Here is a 20889-nt window from a genome sequence, read left to right as displayed (position 1 = left end):
GGGCTCTTTTTTTTATCGGGTTGCGCCCAGGGCCAGGGCCCGCTCGCGCGATGCCGCCTGCGCCTTGGCGGTTTCCGCCGCATCGGCCTGCACAGGCCAGCCCGCCAGATGTTGCTGCGCCACCTCGGCCAGCCCGGCGATCCATTCATGGCTGTCGTTCAGGCAGGGGATGTAGTGAAAATCTGTACCGCCCGCGTGCAGGAAGGCTTCACGCGCTTCCATGTTGATTTCTTCCAGCGTTTCCAGGCAGTCGCCGGTAAAGCCTGGGCAGATCACATCGACACGCTTTACACCGGCCTGCGCCATCGCTACCAGCGTGGGCTCGGTATAGGGCTCCAGCCACTTGGCCTTGCCAAAGCGTGACTGGAAGGTCACCTTGTATTGCGTGGGCTCCAGGCCCAGCTGGTGCGCCAGCAGGCGGGCCGTCTTGTGGCATTCGCAGTGGTAGGGGTCGCCCAGCTTCAGCGTGCGCTCGGGCACACCGTGAAAACTCATGACCAACTGCTCAGCCCGGCCCTGCGTGCGCCAGTGCTCGCGCACGCGCGCGGCCAGGGCGGCGATGTAGCCGGCGTGGTCGTGGTAATGGTTGACGAAGCGGAACTCGGGGATGCGGCGTATGTGCGCGGCCCAGGCATAGACCGCATCAAACACGCTGGCGGTGGTGGTACCGCTGTATTGCGGATAGGCCGGCAGGATCAGCACCCGCGTCACGCCGTCTGCCTTGAGGCGGTCCAGCTGCGAGGCGATGGAAGGGTTGCCGTAGCGCATGGCGTAGCGCACATCAACGGGCTGGCCGCGCACCGCCAGGTAGCCGCGCAGCATGGTGGCCTGCTTCTCTGTCCAGACGCGCAGCGGCGAGCCTTCTTTCATCCAGATGCTGGCGTACTTGGCGGCAGACTTTTTGGGCCGCACGCGCAGGATGATGCCGTGCAGGATCAGCCACCACAGCGGCTTGGGGATCTCGACCACACGCGGGTCGCTTAAAAATTCGGCGAGGTAGCGGCGCAGCGCCGGGGCCGTGGGCTCGTCCGGTGTGCCCAGGTTGCACAGCAGGACGGTAGTGGTAGAGGAGGCGGAGGAGCCGGCCGGCGGCGCGCCATGGGTGAAGGGGGGTTCAGGGGAGAAGCGGGCGCGAAAAAACATGGGTTATTCTCGCCTATCCCTTCGTTCTTTCATATGCTCGACCTGACCCTCATCAAAGCCATCTCGCTCGACCTCGATGACACCTTGTGGCCGATCTGGCCCGCCATTGAAAGGGCCGAAAAAGCACTGGATGACTGGCTCAGCCGGCATGCGCCCATGACGGCGGCCCTGTTTTCAAACCCCGCGGCGCGGCATGAAATCCGCGAGCATGTGACCCGCTCGCGCCCCGAACTCAAATACAACCTGAGCGCCATACGCCGGGAGGCGATACGGCTGGCGCTGTACCGCTCGCGCGAAGACCCCTTGCTGGCCGAGAAGGCCTTTGATGTTTTTTTCGAGGCGCGCAACAAGGTCACGCTGTTTGAGGACGCCGTGCTGGCGCTGGAGTTTTTGTCGGACCGCTACCCCCTGGTAGCCGTGTCCAACGGCAATGCCGATATCAAGCGCATCGGCATCGACGGCTACTTCAAGGCCAACATCAGCGCCCAGCAGTTCGGCGTGGGCAAGCCCGATCCGCGCATCTTTCATGCGGCCGCAGGTGCGGTTGAAGTGCAGCCCACCGAGGTGCTGCATGTGGGCGACGACGCCACGCTCGACGTGCTGGGCGCACTCAACTGCGGCATGCAGACGGTGTGGGTGAACCGATCCGACCAGCTGTGGGCCCACCCGGCAGTGCCGCATGAGACGGTGGCCACGCTGACGGAGCTGTGTGATTTGTTCCCGCGTTGAAACCGCCGGGCTGTTCAGGTTCTAAGGGGCTTTTATGACAGTCAAGATCTACGGCACAGCAGCCTCTCGCGCGGCACGCCCGCTCTGGCTGGTTCACGAAATGGGCCTGGCCCACGAACACATTCCGCTACCCTATGCCGGCGGCGCCACGCGCACGCCCGAGTTCCTGGCCATCAACCCGAATGGCCGCATTCCGGTGGTGGACGACGACGGCGTGCTAGTCTGGGAGTCCATGGCTTGTGTGCTCTACCTGGCCGAACGCTTCAAGACACCCGGCGCGCCTTTGCTGGCCGCGCAAGATCATGCGGAGCAGGCCGAGATCCTGCGCTGGAGCTTCTGGGTGGTGACCGAATGCGAGAAAGACGCGCTGGCGTTTTTGATGCACCGCATCATGATGCCGGCGGACAGGCGCAAACCCCAGCTGGCCGATGATGCCGAGCGGCACCTCTTGATACCGCTGCGTGTGCTGGACCAGCATCTGCAGGACCGCCCGTATCTGGCTGGTGAGCGCTTCACCGCAGCCGATATCTGCGTGGCTTCAGTCCTGGCCTGGGTGCAGGGCGCCGCCAGCCTGATGGCGCAATGCCCTCGGGTGGACGAGTGGCTCAAGCGCTGCCTCTCGCGCCCGGCTTATCGCACCGTGCGCTTGCTGGCGAAAAGCGCCTGAAACCCGCATAGAGATAGCGTGAGCTGCTATCGATTTAATATCGGGGCGTTTTTGCCTGGAGCAGCTCAGTGCAGGCGCCGGGCCGCTTCCAGCCCTGAACGCACAGCGCCTTCCAGCGTGGCGGGGTAGGGCCCCTCGATGTAATCGCCACAGGCCCAAAGGCCGTGCGCCACATCGGCACCGGGGCGCTGCAAGCCGGGCGTGCAGGCAAAGGTGGCGCGCTTTTCCACGATGGTCTGTACCGCCTCCAGCGGGCCCATGCCCAAATGCCACAGCTGCGCTTTTGCCTGTGCGAGCACTTGCGTGGTCAGCGCGGCGCTGTCGCCGGTGCTGGCGCTGATCACAAAAGCCAGCAGGCCGGCCGGGCCGCCAAGCTGGCCGCGGTCAAATACAAACTGGGCCGGCTCATTGGGCTCGGCGGGCAGCGCAAGCATGGGCTGCTCAAGCCGCGCTTCGGGCGCCCAGGCATAGACGGTCGTCAAGGCTTCGTGCTGCAGGCCGCCGGCCTGGGCGAGCCAGTCTTCAGCCGCGACGCCGCTGCCTTCGATCAGCCGGGCCGCCTCATTCGGCGGGCAGGCCAGCACCACGCAGTCAAACGCGGCGCTGACGTCGGTGGTTACCACCCAGCTGGAGCCGACCGGCGCGATCGACTGCACGCGCGCACCCAGACGCGCTGTGCCGCCTTGCGCGCTCAGCCAGGCCAGGGCCGCATCGGGCAGCAGGGCGCTGAGGTCGGTGCGCGGCAGCAGCAGGTTGGAGCCGCCGCTTTCGGAGAAGAGGGAGTCGTGCATCACGCGCAGGAAGACCTGGCCGCTGGCGCGTTCAGCCGGCGTGTTGAGGGCCGACACGCAGAGGGGCTCGATCAGCGAAGCCATGGCGCCGGGCGACAGGCCCCGGCATAAATCCGCCACCGACTGGCCGGGCTCGCACTGGAATTTCTTGAGCTGCCAGCCCACTGCGGTTTTGAGCATCGAAAACTTGTCGGCCAGCGACCAGCCCTGCGCCAGGATGATGCCGGTGAGCGCGTCCAGCGGCGCCGGCAAATTGGGCAGCTTCAGCCCGCTGCCGTCGGGGAATCGCAGCGTCAGCGGCAAGCGCAGCAACGCGGTGTCGGGATCAATGCCCAGGTCTTTCATCAGGCGCAGCGTTTCAGCGTAGGCGCCGATCAGGATGTGCTGGCCGTTGTCGAGGGCGACGGCCTCACCGGCCACCGTGCCGCCCACACGCCGGGCGCGGCCACCGGGGATGCGGGCGGTTTCAAACAGCGTGGTCTGGTAGCCCAGGCGTGTGGCCTCGACGGCGGCGGCGCAGCCGGCCCAGCCGGCGCCAATCACTGCAACCCTCATGGCTTGCACGCTGGCAGCAACGGAGAACAGGTGCGATGAGCGATCACAGGAGCTATATGCAAGCCGGGGCCGCGGAACTGGCTTTGCCAGGCCGCAGGCGCAGCGCCCCCGCGGGGTGCAGCGAACCACACGAAGTGGGGAGCGTGGGGGCTCATTGGATCCGCCCGAAGGCCTGGGTCTTCCACGCCAGCCAGAATTTGCGCAGCGGCGTGAGGCTTACCCGCTGGTGCAGCACCTGGTAGCCGTCAGCGGCGATTTCGCGAAGCAGGGTGCGGTAGATGCTGGCCATCATGAGGCCGGGTTTTTGCGCGCGGCGGTCGGTTTCGGGCAGCATGGCCAGCGCTTCGTCATACAGCGCCAGCGCGCGGTCGGTCTGAAACTTCATGAGGGCGGTGAAGCGCTCGGAGTACTGGCGCTTCAGAATTTCATGCGCCTTCACGTCAAACTGCTGCAGCTCGTTGACGGGCAAATAGATACGCCCGCGCATCGCGTCTTCGCCCACGTCGCGGATGATGTTGGTCAGCTGAAAGGCCAGGCCCAGCTTGTGGGCGTAGGCCGTGGTGGCTTCGTCGGCCTGGCCGAAGATGCGCGCGGCTACCTCACCCACGATGCCGGCCACCAGGTGGCAGTACTGCTTGAGGCCGGGAAAGTCGAGGTAGCGGTTTTGCTCCAGGTCCATCTGGCAGCCGTCAATGACGGCTTGCAGGTGGCGTGCTTCGATGCGGTAGGTGGCGGTCAGCGGCATCAGCGCCTTCATCACCGGGTGGGTCGGCTCACCGGCGTAGGACTTGAGCACCTCGGTTTGCCACCAGGCCAGCTTGGTGCGGGCCACGCCGGGGTCGGTGACCTCGTCCACCACATCGTCGATCTCGCGGCAAAAGGCATAGAAGGCGGTGATGGCGGCGCGCCGCTCTTTGGGTAAAAACAGGAAGGCGTAATAGAAACTGCTGCCGGATGCGGCGGCTTTTTGCTGGACATACTGCTCAGGCGTCATGCGGCAATTGTCCCATGGGAGTTGAGGCCTGCATGCGCGTCAGGCGACTTTGGTGACGGCGATGCGGTGGGCGACATAGACCTTCAGGCCCAGCACGGCGGCGATCAGCGCGGACCAATACGCCAGCACATCGCCAAACTGCCAGAAGAGCCAGAGCGGCGAGCCCAGCTGGCCCAGGAAGGGCAGCAGGAAGGGCTGCAACCGTGGCGTCCAGAAGCCCAGCTTCGCCATGCAGGCCGACACCAGCGGGTCAAAGGCGCCGGGGTTGCATCCAATCATCTGCAGTATTTCGCGCGCCAGATAAGTGCTCAGGAAGGGTGTGCCGAAAGCGATGCAAAACGCGATCAGCCCGATCAGCAGGATCCAGAAGCTGGCTTGCAAGACCTGGTGCAGGCTTTGCTGAAGTGAAATGGTTGCAGGCACGGACGCATGCCGGGCGGTGCTGGCCGGGCTGGGCGAACTGGGGTGTTGCCAGGCATGGCGGCTCCAGGCGATGGCGGCCAGCCAGACCAGGATGAGCCCCCAGAAATTGCGCAGCAGCATGAAGGGGTAGTCGAGTGGCGTGTCTGCAGACAGAAAGGGCGTGAGCCTGAGCGCCAGTGCGTTCTTCAAAAAAGAGCAGGAGCCGGCCCGGATATCCGCGTGGGGCTGGCAGTTGAGCAGCGTCATGGCGTGCTCTGCGATGACGCCGCCTATCAGTGCAAAGCTGACGCAGAAGAGGAACAGGCCCCACACCAGGGCGCGGTAGATGCCCGAAGGTGGCCGTTGTGCCTGTGGAGTTGTCATGCGTTTGTTTGTTGTTTGTTATATGTATCGTTGTCTTGAGCATTGAGCGTGACAAGCCCGCCTGCTACATGAACAGCGCCCGCCAGCCCATCACCACCACATCCCAGGCGCCCAGCTTGGGCCGGCGCTGCAGGGTGTTGAAGCCTTGCGCCTCAATTTTCTCCAGGATCCGCAGGCCGCCTTGCACCACCAGGCGCAGCTCCCAGCCCCCGCGCCCCGGGATTTTTTTAGCCAGGGGTGCGCCTTTTAGCATGGTAGCCCGCGTCGAATGTGCGTAAGCTGCTATCAAATCAAGAGTGGATGGGTTGACTTCCAGCGCCAGTAACTGGGCCTCTTCCACACCGTGGCGCGCCCAGCCGTCGGCCGGCAGGTAGATGCGCCCGCGCGGAATGTCCACGCTCAGGTCCTGCCAGAAGTTGATGAGCTGCAGGGCGGTGCAGATGTCGTCGCTCATTTGCAAAGAAGCGGCGTCCTGGATACCGTAGAGGTGTAGCAGCAGCCGGCCCACCGGGTTGGCCGAGCGGCGGCAGTAGTCGTTCAGTTCAGCCTCGTCGGCGTAACGCTGTTTGACGGCGTCCTGCTCAAAAGCGCTCAGCAAATCGGCGAGCAGGTTTACCGGCAGGCCGAATTGCGCCATCTGGGGCTTCAATTGGCTGAAGACAGCGGCCCAGCGCGGTGAAGGCGGCAAGCCTGCCGCGGTGGCCATCAGGTCAGCCCGGTAGGCCGCCAGGTCGTCCAGGCGGGTTTGTGGCGGGGCGTCGCCTTCGTCGGCAATATCGTCCGCGGTGCGGGCGAACCAGTAAATGGCGGCGATGGGCGGGCGCAGCCGGGGCGGGCACAGCAGGGACGCCACGGGGAAGTTTTCATAATGCGACACGCCTTGAAGCGCGGGTGCTGAAGGGAGGGTGTCGGGGGGCCGGGTGCCTTGGGTCATGCGGGCGATTGTCGCTTGACAAGCCTAGTGATTTACCCTAGATTACTAACCGGTCAGTCAGTAACGTTCTGTTGAACCTGTTTCAGGTGCATCGTTGACGACTTGATCACCCGTCTGCCCGCCCGAGTTTTCATCCCGAATCAGACCATGAATAAAACCGTTTTTTCCCTGGTAAGCGCCGCTGTATTGCTGGCCGCCTGTTCCAAATCCGCCCCGCCTGAGGAGCCGGTTCGCGCCGTCAAGGTGATTACCGTGGGCACCAACGGATTTTCTTCCGTGCATGAATATGCGGGCGAGGTCAAAGCCCAGGTCGAGTCGCGCCTGGGCTTTCGGGTCGGCGGCAAGATCATCAAGCGCCAGGCCGAGCTCGGCCAGCGCGTGAAGGCCGGGCAGGTGCTGGCCCAGCTGGACCCGCAGGACTTCAGGCTGGCCGCCGATGCGGCCCGTGCCCAGGTGGCCGCAGCCACCACCAACCGCGACCTGGCCGCCGCCGACTTCAAGCGCTACAAAGAGCTCAAGGAACAAAACTTCATCAGCGGCGCCGAGCTGGAGCGCCGCGAAACCACGCTCAAGGCAGCCCAAGCGCAGCTGGAACAGGCGCAGTCGCAGTTCTCGGTGCAGGGCAATCAGGCCAACTATGCGTCGCTGGTCGCCGATGTGTCCGGTGTCGTCACGGCGATTGAGGCCGAGCCGGGCCAGGTCGTGACGGCGGGCGCGCCTGTGGTCCGCATCGCGGCGGACGGCGTGCGCGACGTGGTGTTTGCGGTGCCGGAAGACAAGGTAGGCGCCATCAAGGCGGGCTCTGCGGTCAAAACCCGCCTGTGGTCGCAAAGTACTGAATTTGCCGGCAAGGTCAGGGAAGTGGCGGCTAGCAGCGACCCGGTGACGCGCACCTATACCGTCAAGGTATCGATCGACTCCAAAGAGCCGCCGCCGCTGGGCGCGACGGTGTATGTGGTGCCGGAGGCCGGCGGCATCGTCGGCCTGCCGGTGATCAAGCTGCCGACCACGGCCCTGCGCCAGGAAGGCAAGGCCACGGCCGTGTGGGTGGTCGACAAATCCACCATGACGGTCAAGCCGCAGGTGATTCAGGTTGCTACGGCCGACGGCAACGAGGTGGTGGTGGCTTCGGGCCTGCAGCCCGGCATGCTGGTGGTGAGCGCCGGTGTGCATGTGCTGTCGCCCGGGCAGAAGGTCAGCTTCTACCAGCCCAGTGTGGCGCTGGCCGGCGCCACACCGGCGCAGACAGCTGTTAATTCTGTAGCGACCTTGCCTGTGGCATCCACGGCCGCAGCCGCCCCTTCACCCGCGGCACCGGCCGCCTCCACCGCCCCTGCGGCGAAGTGAGGCTGGCATGACGCAAGCCGAACACGACAGCCATTCTGCCGGCGGACTCGATTCGCCTTCCAGCCGCTTTAATCTGTCCAAATGGGCGCTGGACCATCCGGCCCTTACGCGCTACCTGCTGGTGGTGCTGATGATCCTGGGCTTCGCCTCCTACTTCCAGCTGGGGCAGGACGAAGACCCGCCTTTCACCTTCCGTGCCATGGTGGTGCGCACTTACTGGCCGGGCGCCACGGCGCAGCAGGTGGCCGAACAGGTCACCGACAAGCTCGAGCGCACGCTGCAGGAGGTGCCGTTTGCCGACCGCATCCGCAGCTATTCCAAGCCGGGCGAGTCGCAGATCATTTTCCAGATCAAGGATTCGTCCAAGCCGGGCGATGTGCCGAATGTCTGGTACTCGGTGCGCAAGAAGATCGGCGATATGCGCGGCACCTTGCCGGGCGGTATCCAGGGGCCGTTCTTCAACGACGATTTCGGCGATGTGTATGGCGTGATCTACGCGCTGGAAGCCGACGGCTTTAACTACGCCGAGCTCAAGACCTTTGCCGACGACGTGCGCCAGCAACTGCTGCGCGTGCCCGACGTGAGCAAGGTCGAACTCTTTGGCGTACAGGACGAAAAAGTTTTTATCGAGATCTCGCAAAAGCGCCTGGCCCAGCTGGGGCTGGATCTGAACCAGGTGCTGGCGCAACTCGGCCAGCAAAACGCGATCGAGTCGGCCGGTGCGGTGCAGACGCCGCTGGATGTGGTGCAGGTGCGCGTGGCGGGCCAGTTTGAAGTGATTGAGCAGTTGCGCGCCATGCCGATACGCGGCAGCTCGGGCAACCAGCTGCAGCTGGGCGACATTGCCGTGATCAAGCGCGGTTATGTGGATCCGCCTTCCGTGAAGATGCACCACCAGGGCAAAGAGGTGATCGGGCTGGGCGTGTCCATGGGCAAGGGCGGCGACATCATCGCGCTGGGCAAGTCGCTGACGGCGCTGTCGGAGCGCATTGAGAAAACCCTGCCGGCCGGCATCAAGCTGGTGAACGTGCAGAACCAGCCCAAGGCGGTGTCTACGTCGGTCAACGAGTTTGTGCGCGTGCTGATCGAAGCCGTGGTGATTGTGCTGGCGGTGAGCTTCATCGCTCTGGGCTTTCACAAGCGGCCGCACAACGGCCCCGGCCAGCTCCCATTGTGGAAGCGTTATTACATCGACATGCGGCCCGGGCTGGTGGTGGGCATCACGATTCCGCTGGTGCTGAGCCTGACCTTTCTGGCCATGTGGTACTACGGCATCGGGCTGCACAAGATTTCGCTGGGCTCGCTGATCATCGCGCTGGGCCTGCTGGTGGACGACGCGATCATTGCCGTCGAAATGATGGTGCGCAAGATGGAAGAGGGCTACGACAAGGTACGCGCCGCCACCTTTGCCTATGAGATCACCGCCATGCCCATGCTGACGGGCACGCTGATCACGGCCACGGGCTTCTTGCCCATCGGCCTGGCCAAATCCACGACGGGTGAATACACCTTCGCGATTTTTGCGGTGACGGTGATCGCGCTGGTGCTCAGCTGGATCGTCTCGGTTTATTTCGTGCCCTATCTGGGAACGCTGCTTTTGAAGGTTCCGCCGCATGTGCAGGAAGTGGCCGCAGGCCAGGACAGCCCGCACGAGATGTTCGACAGCCCGTTCTACAGCAACTTCCGCAAGACGGTGAACTGGTGCGTAGAGCACCGCTGGCTCACCATAGGCGCCACCGTGCTGATCTTTGTCTTGGGTATTGTCGGCATGGGCAAGGTGCAGCAGCAGTTCTTCCCGGACTCCAGCCGCCCTGAAATCATGGTCGACATCTGGTTCCCGGAAGGCACTTCCTTTGCCGCCAACGAGGTCACGGCCAAGCGGGTGGAGGAGCGCCTCATGAAGGAAGAGGGCGTGAGCACCGTCAGCACCTGGATAGGTTCGGGCGTGCCGCGCTTTTATCTGCCGCTGGACCAGGTCTTTCCGCAGACCAATGTGTCGCAGATGATTGTGGTGCCAAAGGACCTGAAAGTGCGCGAGTCTTTGCGCGTCAAGCTGCCGGCCCTGCTGGCCACCGAGTTTCCTGAAGTGCGCGGCCGCGTCAAGCTGCTGCCCAACGGCCCGCCTGTGCCATATCCGGTGCAGTTCCGCGTCGTGGGCATAGACCCGCTGGTGCTGCGCGAGCGTGCAGACGAGGTCAAGGCCGTGATGCGCGAAAGCGGCAACACCCGCGGTGTGAACGACAACTGGAATGAATCGGTGAAAGTGCTGCGGCTGGAAGTGGACCAGGCCAAGGCGCGTGCCCTGGGTGTGACCAGCCAGTCGATTGCGCAGTCTTCGCGCACCATCCTGGCGGGCACGCCGGTGGGCCAGTTCCGCGAGGGCGACAAGCTGATCGACATCGTGCTGCGCCAGCCGCTGGACGAGCGCAATGCGATCACCGATATCGGCAACGCTTACCTGCCTACGGCCTCGGGCAAGTCGATTCCGCTGACGCAGATTGCCAAGCCGGTGTTTACCTGGGAGCCGGGCGTGATGTGGCGCGAGAACCGCGACTACGCCATCACCGTGCAGAGCGACATTGTGGAAGGCATGCAGGGCGCCACCGTCACCCAGGAACTGATGCCCAAGCTCAAGGCGCTCGAAGCCAAATGGCTGGAAAAAGGCATGCTGGGCTATCGCATCCAGGTGGCCGGTGCGGTCGAGGAAAGCAGCAAGGGCTCGTCGTCGATTGTTGCGGGTCTGCCGGTTGCGCTCTTTATCGTGCTCACCTTGTTGATGCTGCAACTGCACAGCTTCAGCCGTTCCATCCTCGCCTTTGTGACGGGTTTCATGGGCATCGCGGGCGTGGCTGGCGCATTGCTGGTGCTGAACCGGCCGTTTGGCTTCGTCGCGCTGCTGGGCGTGATTGCACTGTTCGGCATGATCATCCGCAACTCGGTGATCCTGATCGACCAGATCGAGCAGGACCGCGCCCGCGGCGTGCCGACCTGGAACGCGATCGTCGAGGCGGCCGTGCGCCGGCTCAGGCCCATCGTGCTGACGGCCGCCGCTGCGGTGCTGGCCATGATCCCGCTGTCGCGCAGCGTCTTCTGGGGCCCGATGGCGGTTGCCATCATGGGCGGCCTGATTGTGGCGACGGTGCTGACGCTGCTGGCCTTGCCGGCGATGTACGCAGCGTGGTTCCGTGTCAAACCGGGCGACAAACTGGAAGTTCAGCCACACGCTGGCGAAAAGCCATTGCCGGCCTGATTCTCTTTGCTATCGGCCCCGGACGCAAAAACCGGGCCCGATAACGGCTAAAATAGAGAGTTGACCGATTTCAAGCGGGGATTCGGAAGTTTTTCGGATTCCCGTTTTTGTTTCCGGCGCGCGGGTGGCGAAATTGGTAGACGCACCAGGTTTAGGTCCTGACGCCAGCAATGGTGTGGGGGTTCGAGTCCCCCCCCGCGCACCACCCTGAGGCTTGCGGGCGGCATTTGCCGCACGCCATGTGCTCAGCCGTTGCGGCAAAGCCCGCAGCATGCCAGGTGAAAACCTGTTTTGACTATTTTTGATCTTAGGAAACCATCATGGCCGTGACTGTTGAAACCCTTGAAAAGCTCGAGCGCAAAATGACGCTGACGCTGCCCGTCAACACCATCCAGTCGGAAGTTGACACCCGCCTGAAGAAGCTGGCCCGCACGGTCAAGATGGACGGCTTCCGTCCCGGCAAAGTCCCCATGAACGTGGTGGCGCAGCGCTACGGCTATTCGGTGCACTACGAAGTCATGAACGACAAGGTGGGCGAGGCTTTTGCCGTTGCCGCCAATGAAGCCAAGCTGCGCGTTGCCGGCCAGCCCCGCATCAGCGAAAAAGAGGGCGCCCCTGAAGGCGAACTCGTGTTCGACGCGGTGTTCGAGGTTTACCCTGAAGTCAAGATCGCCGACCTGTCGGGCGCCGAAGTCGAAAAAGTCAGCGCTGAAGTCAGCGACGCGGCCATCGACAAGACCCTGGACATCCTGCGCAAGCAGCGCCGCACCTTCGCCCAGCGCGCAGCCGATGCGCCGGCGCAAGACGGCGACCGCGCCACCATCGACTTCGAAGGCAAGATCGACGGCGAACCTTTCGCCGGCGGCAAAGCTGAGGACTACCAGTTCCTGATCGGCGACGGCCAGATGCTGAAAGAATTCGAAGATGCCGTGCGCGGCATGAAAACCGGCGAAAGCAAGACTTTCCCGCTGAACTTCCCCGCCGACTACCACGGTAAAGACGTGGCCGGCAAACAGGCCGATTTCCTCGTGACGGTCAAGAAAATCGAAGCCGCCCACCTGCCTGAAGTCAACGAAGCGCTGGCCAAGTCCCTGGGCATCGCTGACGCAACGGTCGAAGGCCTGCGCGCAGACATCAAGAAAAACCTCGAACGCGAAGTCAAGTTCCGCCTGCTGGCCCGCAACAAGAACGCCGTGATGGACGCCCTGGTGGCCAATGCCGAGCTCGACCTGCCCAAGTCCAGCGTGCAGGCTGAACTGGACCGCATGATCGAAGGCGCCCGCGCCGACCTCAAGCAGCGCGGCATCAAGGACGCCGAAAAAGCGCCGATTCCTGAAGAAATCTTCCGCCCGCAAGCTGAAAAGCGCGTGCGCCTGGGCCTGGTGGTCGCCGAACTGGTGCGCAGCAACGAGCTGCAGGCCAAGCCCGAGCAGCTCAAGGCCCACATCGAAGAGCTGGCCGCCAGCTACGAGAAGCCGCAAGACGTGGTGCGCTGGTACCTGAGCGACAACCGCCGCATGGCTGAGGTCGAGGCCGTTGTGATCGAAAACAACGTGACCGACTTCGTGCTGGGCAAAGCCAAGGTCACCGAGAAAGCGATTTCCTTCGACGACCTGATGGGCCAGAACTGATTCTTCCCGGCCTTTGCTGATCTTTCCTGAAATTGGGGCTTGCGCTTTGCGGCGCAGGCCCCAATTTATTTTGGGTACAGTACAAACATCTCTGGAGAAAACATGATGGTCCGAAACAGTATTTACGGCGGCGCCTATACCGGCCCGCAAGCCGGCGCGCAGGATGCACAAGGCCTGGGCATGGTGCCCATGGTTATCGAGCAATCCGGCCGCGGCGAGCGCTCCTACGACATTTACTCGCGCCTGCTGAAGGAACGCGTGATTTTCCTGGTGGGCCCGGTCAATGACCAGACGGCCAACCTGGTGGTGGCCCAGCTCCTGTTCCTGGAAAGCGAAAACCCGGACAAGGACATCTCCTTCTATATCAACTCCCCAGGCGGCTCGGTCACGGCCGGCATGGCGATTTACGACACGATGCAATTCATCAAGCCGGATGTCTCGACTCTCTGCGTGGGCATGGCAGCCAGCATGGGCGCTTTCCTGCTGTCGGCCGGCACCAAGGGCAAGCGCTTCTCGCTGCCCAATTCGCGTGTGATGATTCACCAGCCCTCGGGCGGCGCACAAGGCCAGGCAACGGACATCGAAATCCACGCCCGGGACATCCTCAAGACGCGCGACCAGCTCAACCGGATCATGGCGGCCAACTGCGGTCAACCGGTTGAAAAGATCGAACGCGATACCGAACGTGACTATTTCATGTTTGCGGACGAGGCCAAGGAATACGGCCTGGTCGACCAGGTGATCGCCAAGCGGCCCTGACCCGTCGCATGGGCTTTTGATGGGGCTCAAAGTGGCCAAAATCGCTTAAAGCCCTTCAAGTTGCACTGCAACAACGGCGTTTTCTGTAACAGAAAACGCCGTTTTTTAATTGGTTATCATTAGGTAACAGTTCCTCCTCCAGGCACCTTAAAGGCATCCCCACCAATGGCCGAGAAAAAAGGCTCCTCCAGCGAAAAGACCTTGCACTGCTCTTTTTGCGGCAAAAGTCAGCATGAAGTCAAAAAACTGATCGCTGGCCCCTCGGTTTTTATCTGCGATGAGTGCATCGATCTCTGTAACGAGATCATTCGTGACGAACTGCCAGCGGGCGAAGATGTCCGTGAAACGCGCACCGATTTGCCCACTCCTTCCGAGATCAAGGGAACGCTGGACGGCTATGTGATTGGCCAGGAACCTGCCAAGCGCACCTTGGCCGTGGCTGTGTACAACCACTACAAGCGCCTGCGCCACAAGGAAAAAGCCAAGAAGGACGACGTCGAGCTGACCAAGAGCAACATCTTGCTGATCGGCCCGACCGGCTCCGGCAAGACTTTGCTGGCCCAGACGCTGGCGCGCACGCTGAACGTTCCTTTCGTGATGGCAGACGCCACCACCCTGACCGAAGCCGGTTACGTGGGCGAGGACGTGGAAAACATCATCCAGAAATTGCTGCAGAGCTGCAATTACGAGGTGGAGCGGGCCCAGCAAGGCATTGTTTATATTGATGAAATCGACAAGATCTCGCGCAAGTCCGACAACCCGTCCATCACGCGTGACGTGTCGGGCGAGGGCGTCCAGCAGGCGCTGCTCAAGCTGATCGAAGGCACCATGGCTTCGGTGCCGCCCCAGGGCGGCCGCAAGCACCCGAACCAGGATTTCCTGCAGGTGGACACCACCAACATCCTGTTTATCTGTGGCGGCGCTTTTGCCGGCCTGGAAAAGGTCATTGAAAACCGCACGGAAGCTTCCGGTATGGGTTTTGGCGCGACCGTCAAAAGCAAGAAGTCGCGCACCCTGACCGAGGCCTTCAAGGAAGTCGAGCCGGAAGACCTGATCAAGTTTGGCCTGATTCCCGAACTGGTGGGCCGCATGCCTGTGGTTGCCACGTTGGCCGAACTCAGTGAAGACGCGCTCGTGCAAATCCTGACCGAGCCGAAAAATGCCGTGGTCAAACAGTTCAGCAAGCTGCTTTCCATGGAAGGGGTAGACCTCGAGATTCGCCCCTCGGCCCTCAAGGCGATTGCCCGCAAGGCATTGGCCCGCAAGACGGGCGCCCGCGGCCTGCGCTCCATCCTCGAGCAGTCCCTGATCGACACCATGTTTGACCTGCCCAATGCCAGCAATGTGGACAAGGTTGTTGTGGACGAGTCCACAATCGAAGAAAACAAAGCCCCCCTGCTTGTGTACCGTGAAGCGGCCAAAAAAGCCTGAATACCCAAAGGCTGGCCGGAATGCTTGAAAAGCGCTCCCCTGCGCCCCATGTCTGGGTTGATTGTGTTTCGCCGGGCCACGCAACTGGCCGCCACGGCTAACGTTTAAGGTTTATATGTCCGGACAAACTTCATTGCCTTCCACCCCCATCGACCTTCCTCTCCTGCCTCTGCGGGACGTGGTGGTCTTTCCGCACATGGTGATCCCGCTTTTTGTGGGCCGCCCCAAGAGCATCAAGGCGCTGGAGTCGGCCATGGAAGCCGAACGCCGCATCATGCTGGTGGCGCAAAAGGCCGCCGCCAAAGACGAGCCTTCGGTCGAGGACATGTTCGAAGTCGGCTGTGTCGCCACCATCCTGCAATTGCTCAAGCTGCCTGACGGCACCGTGAAGGTGCTGGTGGAAGGGCAACAGCGCGCCACCGTCAACAAGATTGAAGAGGGCGAGCAGCACTTCACGGCCAACGTCACACCGGTTGAAACGGTTGTTGTGATCGCCGGTGACAAGACCAGCGAAATCGAAGCATTGCGCCGCGCCGTGATGCAGCAGTTTGACCACTACGTCAAACTCAACAAAAAAATCCCGCCAGAAATCCTCACTTCGATTTCCAGCATCGACGATGCCGGGCGCCTGGCCGACACGATCGCAGCGCACTTGCCGCTCAAGCTGGATGCGAAGCAGGTCATCCTAGACCTTGATAACGTCAAGGCGCGGCTTGAGAACCTTTATGAGCAGCTCGAGCGTGAAGTCGACATCCTCAACGTCGACAAGAAAATCCGTGGCCGCGTCAAGCGCCAGATGGAGAAAAACCAGCGCGACTTCTACCTCAATGAGCAGGTGAAAGCCATCCAGAAGGAGCTGGGCGAGGGCGAAGAAGGCGCGGACATCGAAGAGATCGAGAAAAAGATCAAGTCGGCCAAGATGCCGCAAGAGGCCCGTAAAAAGGCCGAGAGCGAGCTCAAGAAGCTCAAGCTCATGTCACCCATGTCTGCCGAGGCGACCGTGGTGCGCACCTACATCGACGTGCTCACCGGCCTGCCGTGGAGCAAGAAGACCAAGATCAAGCACGACCTGGGCAACGCCGAGAACGTGCTCAATGAAGACCACTACGGCCTGGAGAAAGTCAAGGACCGCATTGTTGAATACCTCGCGGTGCAACAGCGCGTCGACAAGCTCAAGGCGCCTATCCTGTGCCTCGTGGGGCCGCCCGGTGTGGGCAAGACCTCTCTGGGCCAGTCGATCGCCAAGGCGACCGGGCGCAAGTACGTTCGCATGGCGTTGGGCGGTATGCGGGACGAAGCGGAAATTCGCGGCCATCGCCGCACTTACATCGGCGCGTTGCCCGGCAAGGTTTTGCAAAGCCTGACCAAGGCCGGCACCCGCAATCCGCTTTTCCTGCTCGATGAAATCGACAAGCTGGGTACGGATTTCCGTGGTGACCCATCCAGCGCGTTGCTGGAGGTGCTGGACCCTGAGCAGAACCACACCTTTGGTGATCACTATGTTGAGGTCGACTTCGACCTGAGCGACGTGATGTTCGTGGCCACATCGAACTCGATGAATATCCCGCCGGCCCTGCTGGACCGCATGGAAGTCATTCGGCTTTCCGGCTATACGGAAGACGAAAAAACCAGCATTGCCATGCGCTACCTGCTGCCCAAGCAGGTCAAGAACAACGGCGTGAAGGAAGGCGAACTCGAAGTTCAGGAGCAGGCCGTGCGCGACATCGTGCGCTACTACACGCGTGAAGCCGGCGTGCGCTCGCTGGAGCGCGAACTCTCCAAGATCTGCCGCAAGGTCATCAAGGGAATCCAGCTCAAGAAGATGACGCCCAAGGTCGTCGTCACGCCGGACAACCTCAATGAGTACCTGGGCGTGCGCAAGTTCAACTACGGCCGGGCCGAGCAGCAAAACCAGGTCGGCCAGGTGGTGGGCCTTGCATGGACGGAAGTCGGCGGCGACCTGCTGACGATTGAAGCCGCCATGATGCCCGGCAAGGGCGTGATCACGCGGACGGGTTCGCTGGGCGACGTCATGAAGGAGTCCGTCGAAGCTGCACGCACGGTGGTGCGCAGCCGTGCCAAGGTGTTGGGCATCAAGGACGAGATGTTCGAGAAGCGCGACATCCACATTCACGTGCCCGATGGCGCAACGCCCAAGGACGGCCCGAGCGCCGGCGCCGCGATGACGACTGCTTTTGTTTCCGCATTGACCGGTATTCCGGTGCGCGGTGACGTCGCCATGACAGGCGAGATCACGCTGCGCGGCGAAGTGACGGCCATCGGCGGGCTGAAAGAGAAATTGCTGGCGGCTTTGCGCGGCGGCATCAAGACGGTGCTGATCCCTGAAGAAAATGCCAAGGACTTGCAGGAGATCCCCGACAACGTCAAGAGCGGTCTGGAGATCGTGCCGGTGAAGTGGATAGACCAGGTTCTGCAGGTCGCACTTGAGCGCCAGCCCGTTCCTCTTACCGATGAAGAAGCAGCCGTTGCTGCGGCTGCCGCAGTGGTGCCACCAGCGGAAGCTGCCGGCACGGTGAAGCATTAATTCAGAAGTTTTTTCGAAGTTCTGGAAAAGGCCGAAAAGTTAAGCTATAATTTGAGGCTGTAATCGCGGGAGTAGCTCAGTTGGTAGAGCGCAACCTTGCCAAGGTTGAGGTCGAGAGTTCGAGACTCTTCTCCCGCTCCAATTCAAAGGGCAGCACTTCAAAATGCTGTCCTTTTTCATTGGAGTTTCGTTGAACACCGGTAAAGCTATTGAGCTTTGCCGGGGCAGACAGAATACGGCGCGGTAACAAAGCGGTTATGTACCGGATTGCAAATCCGGCTAGCCCGGTTCGACTCCGGGCCGCGCCTCCATCAAGCCAGTTGTCATAAGCCCCAGCCATGGGGCTTTTTTGTTTGACAATACGCTGTTTGGTTCGAATACAGCGTTTGTATAAAGAGCTTGAGCCTGAGTGGTGAAATAGGTAGACACAGCGGACTTAAAATCCGCCGCTTCGTGAATAGCGGGCGTACCGGTTCGATTCCGGTCTCAGGCACCACTGCCGGCTCACCCATGCCCCTGGCGCGCCTTTGAAAACTGGGTAAGATAAATTCCATCATGTCCCGCTACAACACACCTTTTGAAATCCACGTCCACGGCGAAGTGCCTTTGCGGCCCGACGTCAGCTTTGAGCAGCTGCAGGAGGCTCTCAAACCTTTGTGGAAGTACGCGGGCTCCAAGTCTTTGGCTGCGGGCGCTGCCAGTGCGTATGAAGAAGAGCCGGGCATCCGTTTTGATGCGAACAAACACTTGCTGCAGATGTGCTGGACAGTTCCGGGCGACGAAGACTTCCGCCAGGCGCTGGACGAGATGTGCATGGGCCTTAACGATCTCGCAGAAGCCGGCGCACCTATCGAGGTGACGTTTTACGACTCCGACTTTGACGAAGAAGAGGGCGCCGACGAAGAAGAGGCGCGTGACGACTTCGCTATGTATTTTGTCGGCCCAACGCCGGCGGCCATCATGCAGGTGCAGCGCGACCTGCTGGTGCAAGACATGATCGGCCTGATGGAGCGCCACTTTGACGGCTCCGAACTTGGTGAAGTGGTTGCAGCGGTCGACAAGCTCTTTGAGCAACGTTTTGATGCGCTGGTGAACTCCATGCAGCTAGGCAAGCCGCCACGAGGCTTGGGCGGGCCGCAGGGGGGCTCGGGCCATGGCGGCGGCCGCAAGCCGCGGCACCTGCACTAAACAGCCTGGGCGGGCCCTGCGCAAGCGGCTACGGCTTGCTGGTCACCCGGAAATCCCATGCCTCGCAGGTAAACGTCGATGGCGCACTGGCCGACTTCCAGCAAATCGAAAGCTTCCGGGTCAAGCAGCCAGTTTTGAATCAGTCCATCGATGAGCGCGTGCAATCCTTGCGCGGCCGTCGATGCTGAAACGGGCAATTTCAGATTCATCTGGGCTGCGGCGGTTTCCATGCCTTGCTGGATGCGGTCCAGAAAGCCTTTGCGCACGGTGAGATGGCGAAGGCGCACCGCCTGGAGTTCTTCGACATATTCCACTTTTTGGGTGGCGACTTCGAAGACCCGCCGTGTCTGGGCGTCGGTCACGATCTGGTGCAGGGCATTGACAGTGGAGTGCCGAATTCTCTCGATCGCATTGAGCTGCGATTCGCCCAGGTTTTCATGCAGCTTGTTTTCGTGGTTGAACGACTCTTCCAGGGGAAGCGTGACCCGCTCCATCATCGCGTTGAAGAGATCTGCCTTGTCCTTGAAATGCCAGTACACCGCGCCACGTGTGGCCCCGGCGCGCCGGGCGATGTCCTGCAGGCTGGTACGCGACACCCCCTGCACCTGAAACAGGTGCTCGGCCGCATCCAGCAGCTTGTGGCGTGTTGCCAGCGCTTCTTCTTTGGTTCGACGGGCCAAGTGGGGTCTCCTGAATGCAATTTTTCTGGTTGTCGTTATACATTCACAAATGTATGTAAACTATAACACTCGCAAAAACCCTTATTCTTTTTGTTTTCGGTGGCCGTGCTTTGCCCGGGCCGCCAGCTTTGCGTTCTGCTTTCGCACTTTTTTCCAAATAATTCGAGGAACAGCATGCCCAAGTCTCGCGTTGTCCATTCATTGATAACCCCCAAATTTGCGTTTCACCACACCCTCGTTGCAGTGGCTACGCTGTCATTGCTGCTTGCCGGCTGCGGCAAGGGCGACGCACAAGGCGGCGGTGCGCCGCCTCCGCCGCAAGTGGGCGTGGTCACGGTAACGCAAGGCGATGTCGGATTGGTTACTGAACTGCCAGGCCGTCTTGAGGCATCACGTGTCGCACAGGTACGGGCGCGCGCGGCCGGCATTCTGCAAAAACGCTTGTTCCGTGAGGGGAGTGATGTGAAAGAGGGCCAGGCGCTCTTCACCATCGACTCCGCGCCTTATGCGGCAGCCGCCGCCAGTGCAAAAGCAGGCCAGGCCCGCGCCGAAGCCAATCTGGCCCAAGCCACCGCTCTGGCTGAACGCTACAAGCCGCTGGTTGAAGCCAACGCCATCAGCAAACAGGAATACGCGAACGCCGTCGCGGCCCAAAAGCAGGCTGAAGCCGACGTTGCAGTCGGCAAGGCCAATGTGCAGACCGCCAGCATCAACCTCGGTTATGCCGCCGTGACGTCCCCCATCTCCGGCCGTATCGGCCGTGCATTGGTTACTGAAGGCGCGCTGGTCGGGCAGGGTGAGGCAACGCAATTGGCGGTGGTCCAGCAGATCAACCCGATGTATGTCAACTTCACGCAGTCCGCTACAGATGTGATGAAGCTGCGCGCCGCGATGGAAAGCGGGCAATTCAAGCGCGCCAGCGGCGCCGATGCCGCCAGCGTGCGCATCGTGCTCGAAGACGGCACCGAATATGCCAAACCCGGGCGCCTGCTGTTTTCCGACCTGACTGTGGATTCCACGACCGGCCAGGTGACATTGCGCGCTGAAGTTCCCAACCCGAACGGTCAGTTGCTGCCTGGTCTCTATGTGCGCGTGCGTCTGGAGCAGGCGCAAGCCACCAACGCCATCACCTTGCCCCAGCAGGCTGTCACGCGCACCAACCAGGGCGACTCCGTCATGGTGGTAGCCGCCGACGGCAAAGTCAGCCCGCGCAACATCAAGATTGGTTCTGCCCAGGGCAACCAGTGGGTGGTTCTCGATGGGTTGAAGACTGGCGAACAGGTCATCGTGGATGGCTTCCAGAAGATGCAGCCGGGCGCTCCCGTGAAGCCGGTGCCATGGCAGCCGCCTGGAGCCACCCCGCCCGCCGGCGCGGCTTCATCCGCGGCAGCGCCAGCCTCCGGCGCCGCCAAAGCCGCAGCGCCTGCCGCCTCCGCCGCATCCTCGGCAGCGAAGTAAG

16 protein-coding genes and 4 tRNA genes are annotated in these 20889 nt (G+C 61.9%); 14 read left to right on the top strand and 6 right to left on the bottom strand.

The window, feature by feature from the left end:
• Positions 1-12 precede the first annotated feature (12 nt).
• The gene (gene hemH / locus BM408_RS07405) at positions 13-1143 is read right to left on the bottom strand and encodes a ferrochelatase (RefSeq protein WP_092128426.1); all 1131 of its coding nucleotides are present in this window, start codon (positions 1141-1143) and stop codon (positions 13-15) included.
• A 33-nt stretch (positions 1144-1176) separates the two neighbouring features.
• On the opposite strand from hemH, the gene BM408_RS07400 reads away from it, so the two are divergent.
• Positions 1177-1872, top strand: coding sequence for an HAD family hydrolase (locus BM408_RS07400; RefSeq protein WP_092128423.1), 696 nt, complete (start codon positions 1177-1179; stop codon positions 1870-1872).
• A gap of 34 nt (positions 1873-1906) precedes the next feature.
• On the top strand, positions 1907-2539 hold the full coding sequence (locus tag BM408_RS07395; protein ID WP_092128421.1) for a glutathione S-transferase family protein: 633 nt from the start codon (positions 1907-1909) through the stop codon (positions 2537-2539).
• 65 nt (positions 2540-2604) lie between these two features.
• On the opposite strand, the gene hpnE is transcribed toward BM408_RS07395, so the two are convergent.
• The 4 genes from hpnE to hpnC form a co-directional block, all read right to left on the bottom strand.
• Positions 2605-3885, bottom strand: a complete 1281-nt coding sequence (gene hpnE, locus BM408_RS07390) for a hydroxysqualene dehydroxylase HpnE (RefSeq protein ID WP_092128419.1) — start codon at positions 3883-3885, stop codon at positions 2605-2607.
• 151 nt (positions 3886-4036) lie between these two features.
• Positions 4037-4879: a presqualene diphosphate synthase HpnD gene (gene hpnD / locus BM408_RS07385; RefSeq protein WP_092128417.1), complete on the bottom strand. Its 843-nt coding sequence runs from the start codon at positions 4877-4879 to the stop codon at positions 4037-4039.
• Between the two features lie 39 nt (positions 4880-4918).
• Complete coding sequence (locus tag BM408_RS07380) at positions 4919-5665, bottom strand: hypothetical protein (RefSeq protein ID WP_139237313.1); 747 nt, start codon at positions 5663-5665, stop codon at positions 4919-4921.
• A 64-nt stretch (positions 5666-5729) separates the two neighbouring features.
• Positions 5730-6599 carry a squalene synthase HpnC gene (gene hpnC / locus BM408_RS07375; RefSeq protein WP_092128413.1) on the bottom strand — a complete coding sequence of 290 codons (870 nt, stop codon included), beginning with the start codon at positions 6597-6599 and terminating at the stop codon, positions 5730-5732.
• 147 nt (positions 6600-6746) lie between these two features.
• Here hpnC and BM408_RS07370 point away from each other — a divergent pair, with 147 nt between their 5' ends.
• The 11 genes from BM408_RS07370 to BM408_RS07320 all read left to right on the top strand — a co-directional run bounded on the left by BM408_RS07370 (position 6747) and on the right by BM408_RS07320 (position 18750).
• Positions 6747-7946: an efflux RND transporter periplasmic adaptor subunit gene (locus tag BM408_RS07370; RefSeq protein WP_092128411.1), complete on the top strand. Its 1200-nt coding sequence runs from the start codon at positions 6747-6749 to the stop codon at positions 7944-7946.
• A gap of 7 nt (positions 7947-7953) precedes the next feature.
• Positions 7954-11196 carry an efflux RND transporter permease subunit gene (locus BM408_RS07365; RefSeq protein WP_092128409.1) on the top strand — a complete coding sequence of 1081 codons (3243 nt, stop codon included), beginning with the start codon at positions 7954-7956 and terminating at the stop codon, positions 11194-11196.
• Between the two features lie 118 nt (positions 11197-11314).
• Positions 11315-11401: transfer RNA gene (locus BM408_RS07360), tRNA-Leu, on the top strand.
• 115 nt (positions 11402-11516) lie between these two features.
• Positions 11517-12827 carry a trigger factor gene (tig, locus tag BM408_RS07355; RefSeq protein WP_092128407.1) on the top strand — a complete coding sequence of 437 codons (1311 nt, stop codon included), beginning with the start codon at positions 11517-11519 and terminating at the stop codon, positions 12825-12827.
• 102 nt (positions 12828-12929) lie between these two features.
• Entirely contained in the window at positions 12930-13586 is a 657-nt protein-coding gene (clpP, locus tag BM408_RS07350; protein WP_305790672.1) for an ATP-dependent Clp endopeptidase proteolytic subunit ClpP, read from the top strand.
• Positions 13587-13751: 165 nt separating this feature from the next.
• Entirely contained in the window at positions 13752-15017 is a 1266-nt protein-coding gene (clpX, locus tag BM408_RS07345) for an ATP-dependent Clp protease ATP-binding subunit ClpX (protein WP_092128405.1), read from the top strand.
• A 115-nt stretch (positions 15018-15132) separates the two neighbouring features.
• Positions 15133-17562, top strand: coding sequence for an endopeptidase La (gene lon / locus BM408_RS07340; RefSeq protein WP_092128403.1), 2430 nt, complete (start codon positions 15133-15135; stop codon positions 17560-17562).
• 65 nt (positions 17563-17627) lie between these two features.
• Positions 17628-17703, top strand: a tRNA-Gly gene (locus BM408_RS07335).
• Positions 17704-17799: 96 nt separating this feature from the next.
• Positions 17800-17873, top strand: a tRNA-Cys gene (locus BM408_RS07330).
• A gap of 92 nt (positions 17874-17965) precedes the next feature.
• A tRNA-Leu gene (locus BM408_RS07325) sits at positions 17966-18058 on the top strand.
• Between the two features lie 59 nt (positions 18059-18117).
• Entirely contained in the window at positions 18118-18750 is a 633-nt protein-coding gene (locus BM408_RS07320; protein ID WP_092128401.1) for a DUF6806 family protein, read from the top strand.
• Here BM408_RS07320 and BM408_RS07315 read toward each other — a convergent pair.
• Complete coding sequence (locus BM408_RS07315) at positions 18747-19430, bottom strand: TetR family transcriptional regulator (protein ID WP_092128398.1); 684 nt, start codon at positions 19428-19430, stop codon at positions 18747-18749. The two genes, BM408_RS07320 and BM408_RS07315, sit on opposite strands and share 4 nt — an antisense overlap.
• 174 nt (positions 19431-19604) lie before the next feature.
• Between BM408_RS07315 and BM408_RS07310 the strand changes: the two genes are divergently transcribed.
• The gene (locus tag BM408_RS07310; RefSeq protein WP_092128395.1) at positions 19605-20888 is read left to right on the top strand and encodes an efflux RND transporter periplasmic adaptor subunit; all 1284 of its coding nucleotides are present in this window, start codon (positions 19605-19607) and stop codon (positions 20886-20888) included.
• The last annotated feature ends 1 nt before the right edge of the window (position 20889 follow it).

It is taken from the genome of Polaromonas sp. YR568 (assembly GCF_900116715.1).
In the GTDB taxonomy this organism is placed as follows: Bacteria; Pseudomonadota; Gammaproteobacteria; order Burkholderiales; family Burkholderiaceae_C; genus Polaromonas.
The sequence above is the reverse complement of the archived record's forward strand: the minus strand, read 5'-3'. Positions and strand labels throughout refer to the sequence as shown.

Bases quoted from the DNA above. Each gene is read 5' to 3' on its own strand.
- hpnC (WP_092128413.1), bottom strand. From the start codon at position 6,599: ATGACCCAAGGCACCCGGCCCCCCGACACCCTCCCTTCAGCACCCGCG.
- tig (WP_092128407.1), top strand. From the start codon at position 11,517: ATGGCCGTGACTGTTGAAACCCTTGAAAAGCTCGAGCGCAAAATGACG.
- BM408_RS07320 (WP_092128401.1), top strand. From the start codon at position 18,118: ATGTCCCGCTACAACACACCTTTTGAAATCCACGTCCACGGCGAAGTG.
- clpX (WP_092128405.1), top strand. From the start codon at position 13,752: ATGGCCGAGAAAAAAGGCTCCTCCAGCGAAAAGACCTTGCACTGCTCT.
- BM408_RS07380 (WP_139237313.1), bottom strand. From the start codon at position 5,665: ATGACAACTCCACAGGCACAACGGCCACCTTCGGGCATCTACCGCGCC.
- hemH (WP_092128426.1), bottom strand. From the start codon at position 1,143: ATGTTTTTTCGCGCCCGCTTCTCCCCTGAACCCCCCTTCACCCATGGC.
- clpP (WP_305790672.1), top strand. From the start codon at position 12,930: ATGATGGTCCGAAACAGTATTTACGGCGGCGCCTATACCGGCCCGCAA.
- lon (WP_092128403.1), top strand. From the start codon at position 15,133: ATGTCCGGACAAACTTCATTGCCTTCCACCCCCATCGACCTTCCTCTC.
- BM408_RS07365 (WP_092128409.1), top strand. From the start codon at position 7,954: ATGACGCAAGCCGAACACGACAGCCATTCTGCCGGCGGACTCGATTCG.
- hpnD (WP_092128417.1), bottom strand. From the start codon at position 4,879: ATGACGCCTGAGCAGTATGTCCAGCAAAAAGCCGCCGCATCCGGCAGC.
- BM408_RS07395 (WP_092128421.1), top strand. From the start codon at position 1,907: ATGACAGTCAAGATCTACGGCACAGCAGCCTCTCGCGCGGCACGCCCG.
- BM408_RS07400 (WP_092128423.1), top strand. From the start codon at position 1,177: ATGCTCGACCTGACCCTCATCAAAGCCATCTCGCTCGACCTCGATGAC.
- BM408_RS07370 (WP_092128411.1), top strand. From the start codon at position 6,747: ATGAATAAAACCGTTTTTTCCCTGGTAAGCGCCGCTGTATTGCTGGCC.
- BM408_RS07310 (WP_092128395.1), top strand. From the start codon at position 19,605: ATGCCCAAGTCTCGCGTTGTCCATTCATTGATAACCCCCAAATTTGCG.
- hpnE (WP_092128419.1), bottom strand. From the start codon at position 3,885: ATGAGGGTTGCAGTGATTGGCGCCGGCTGGGCCGGCTGCGCCGCCGCC.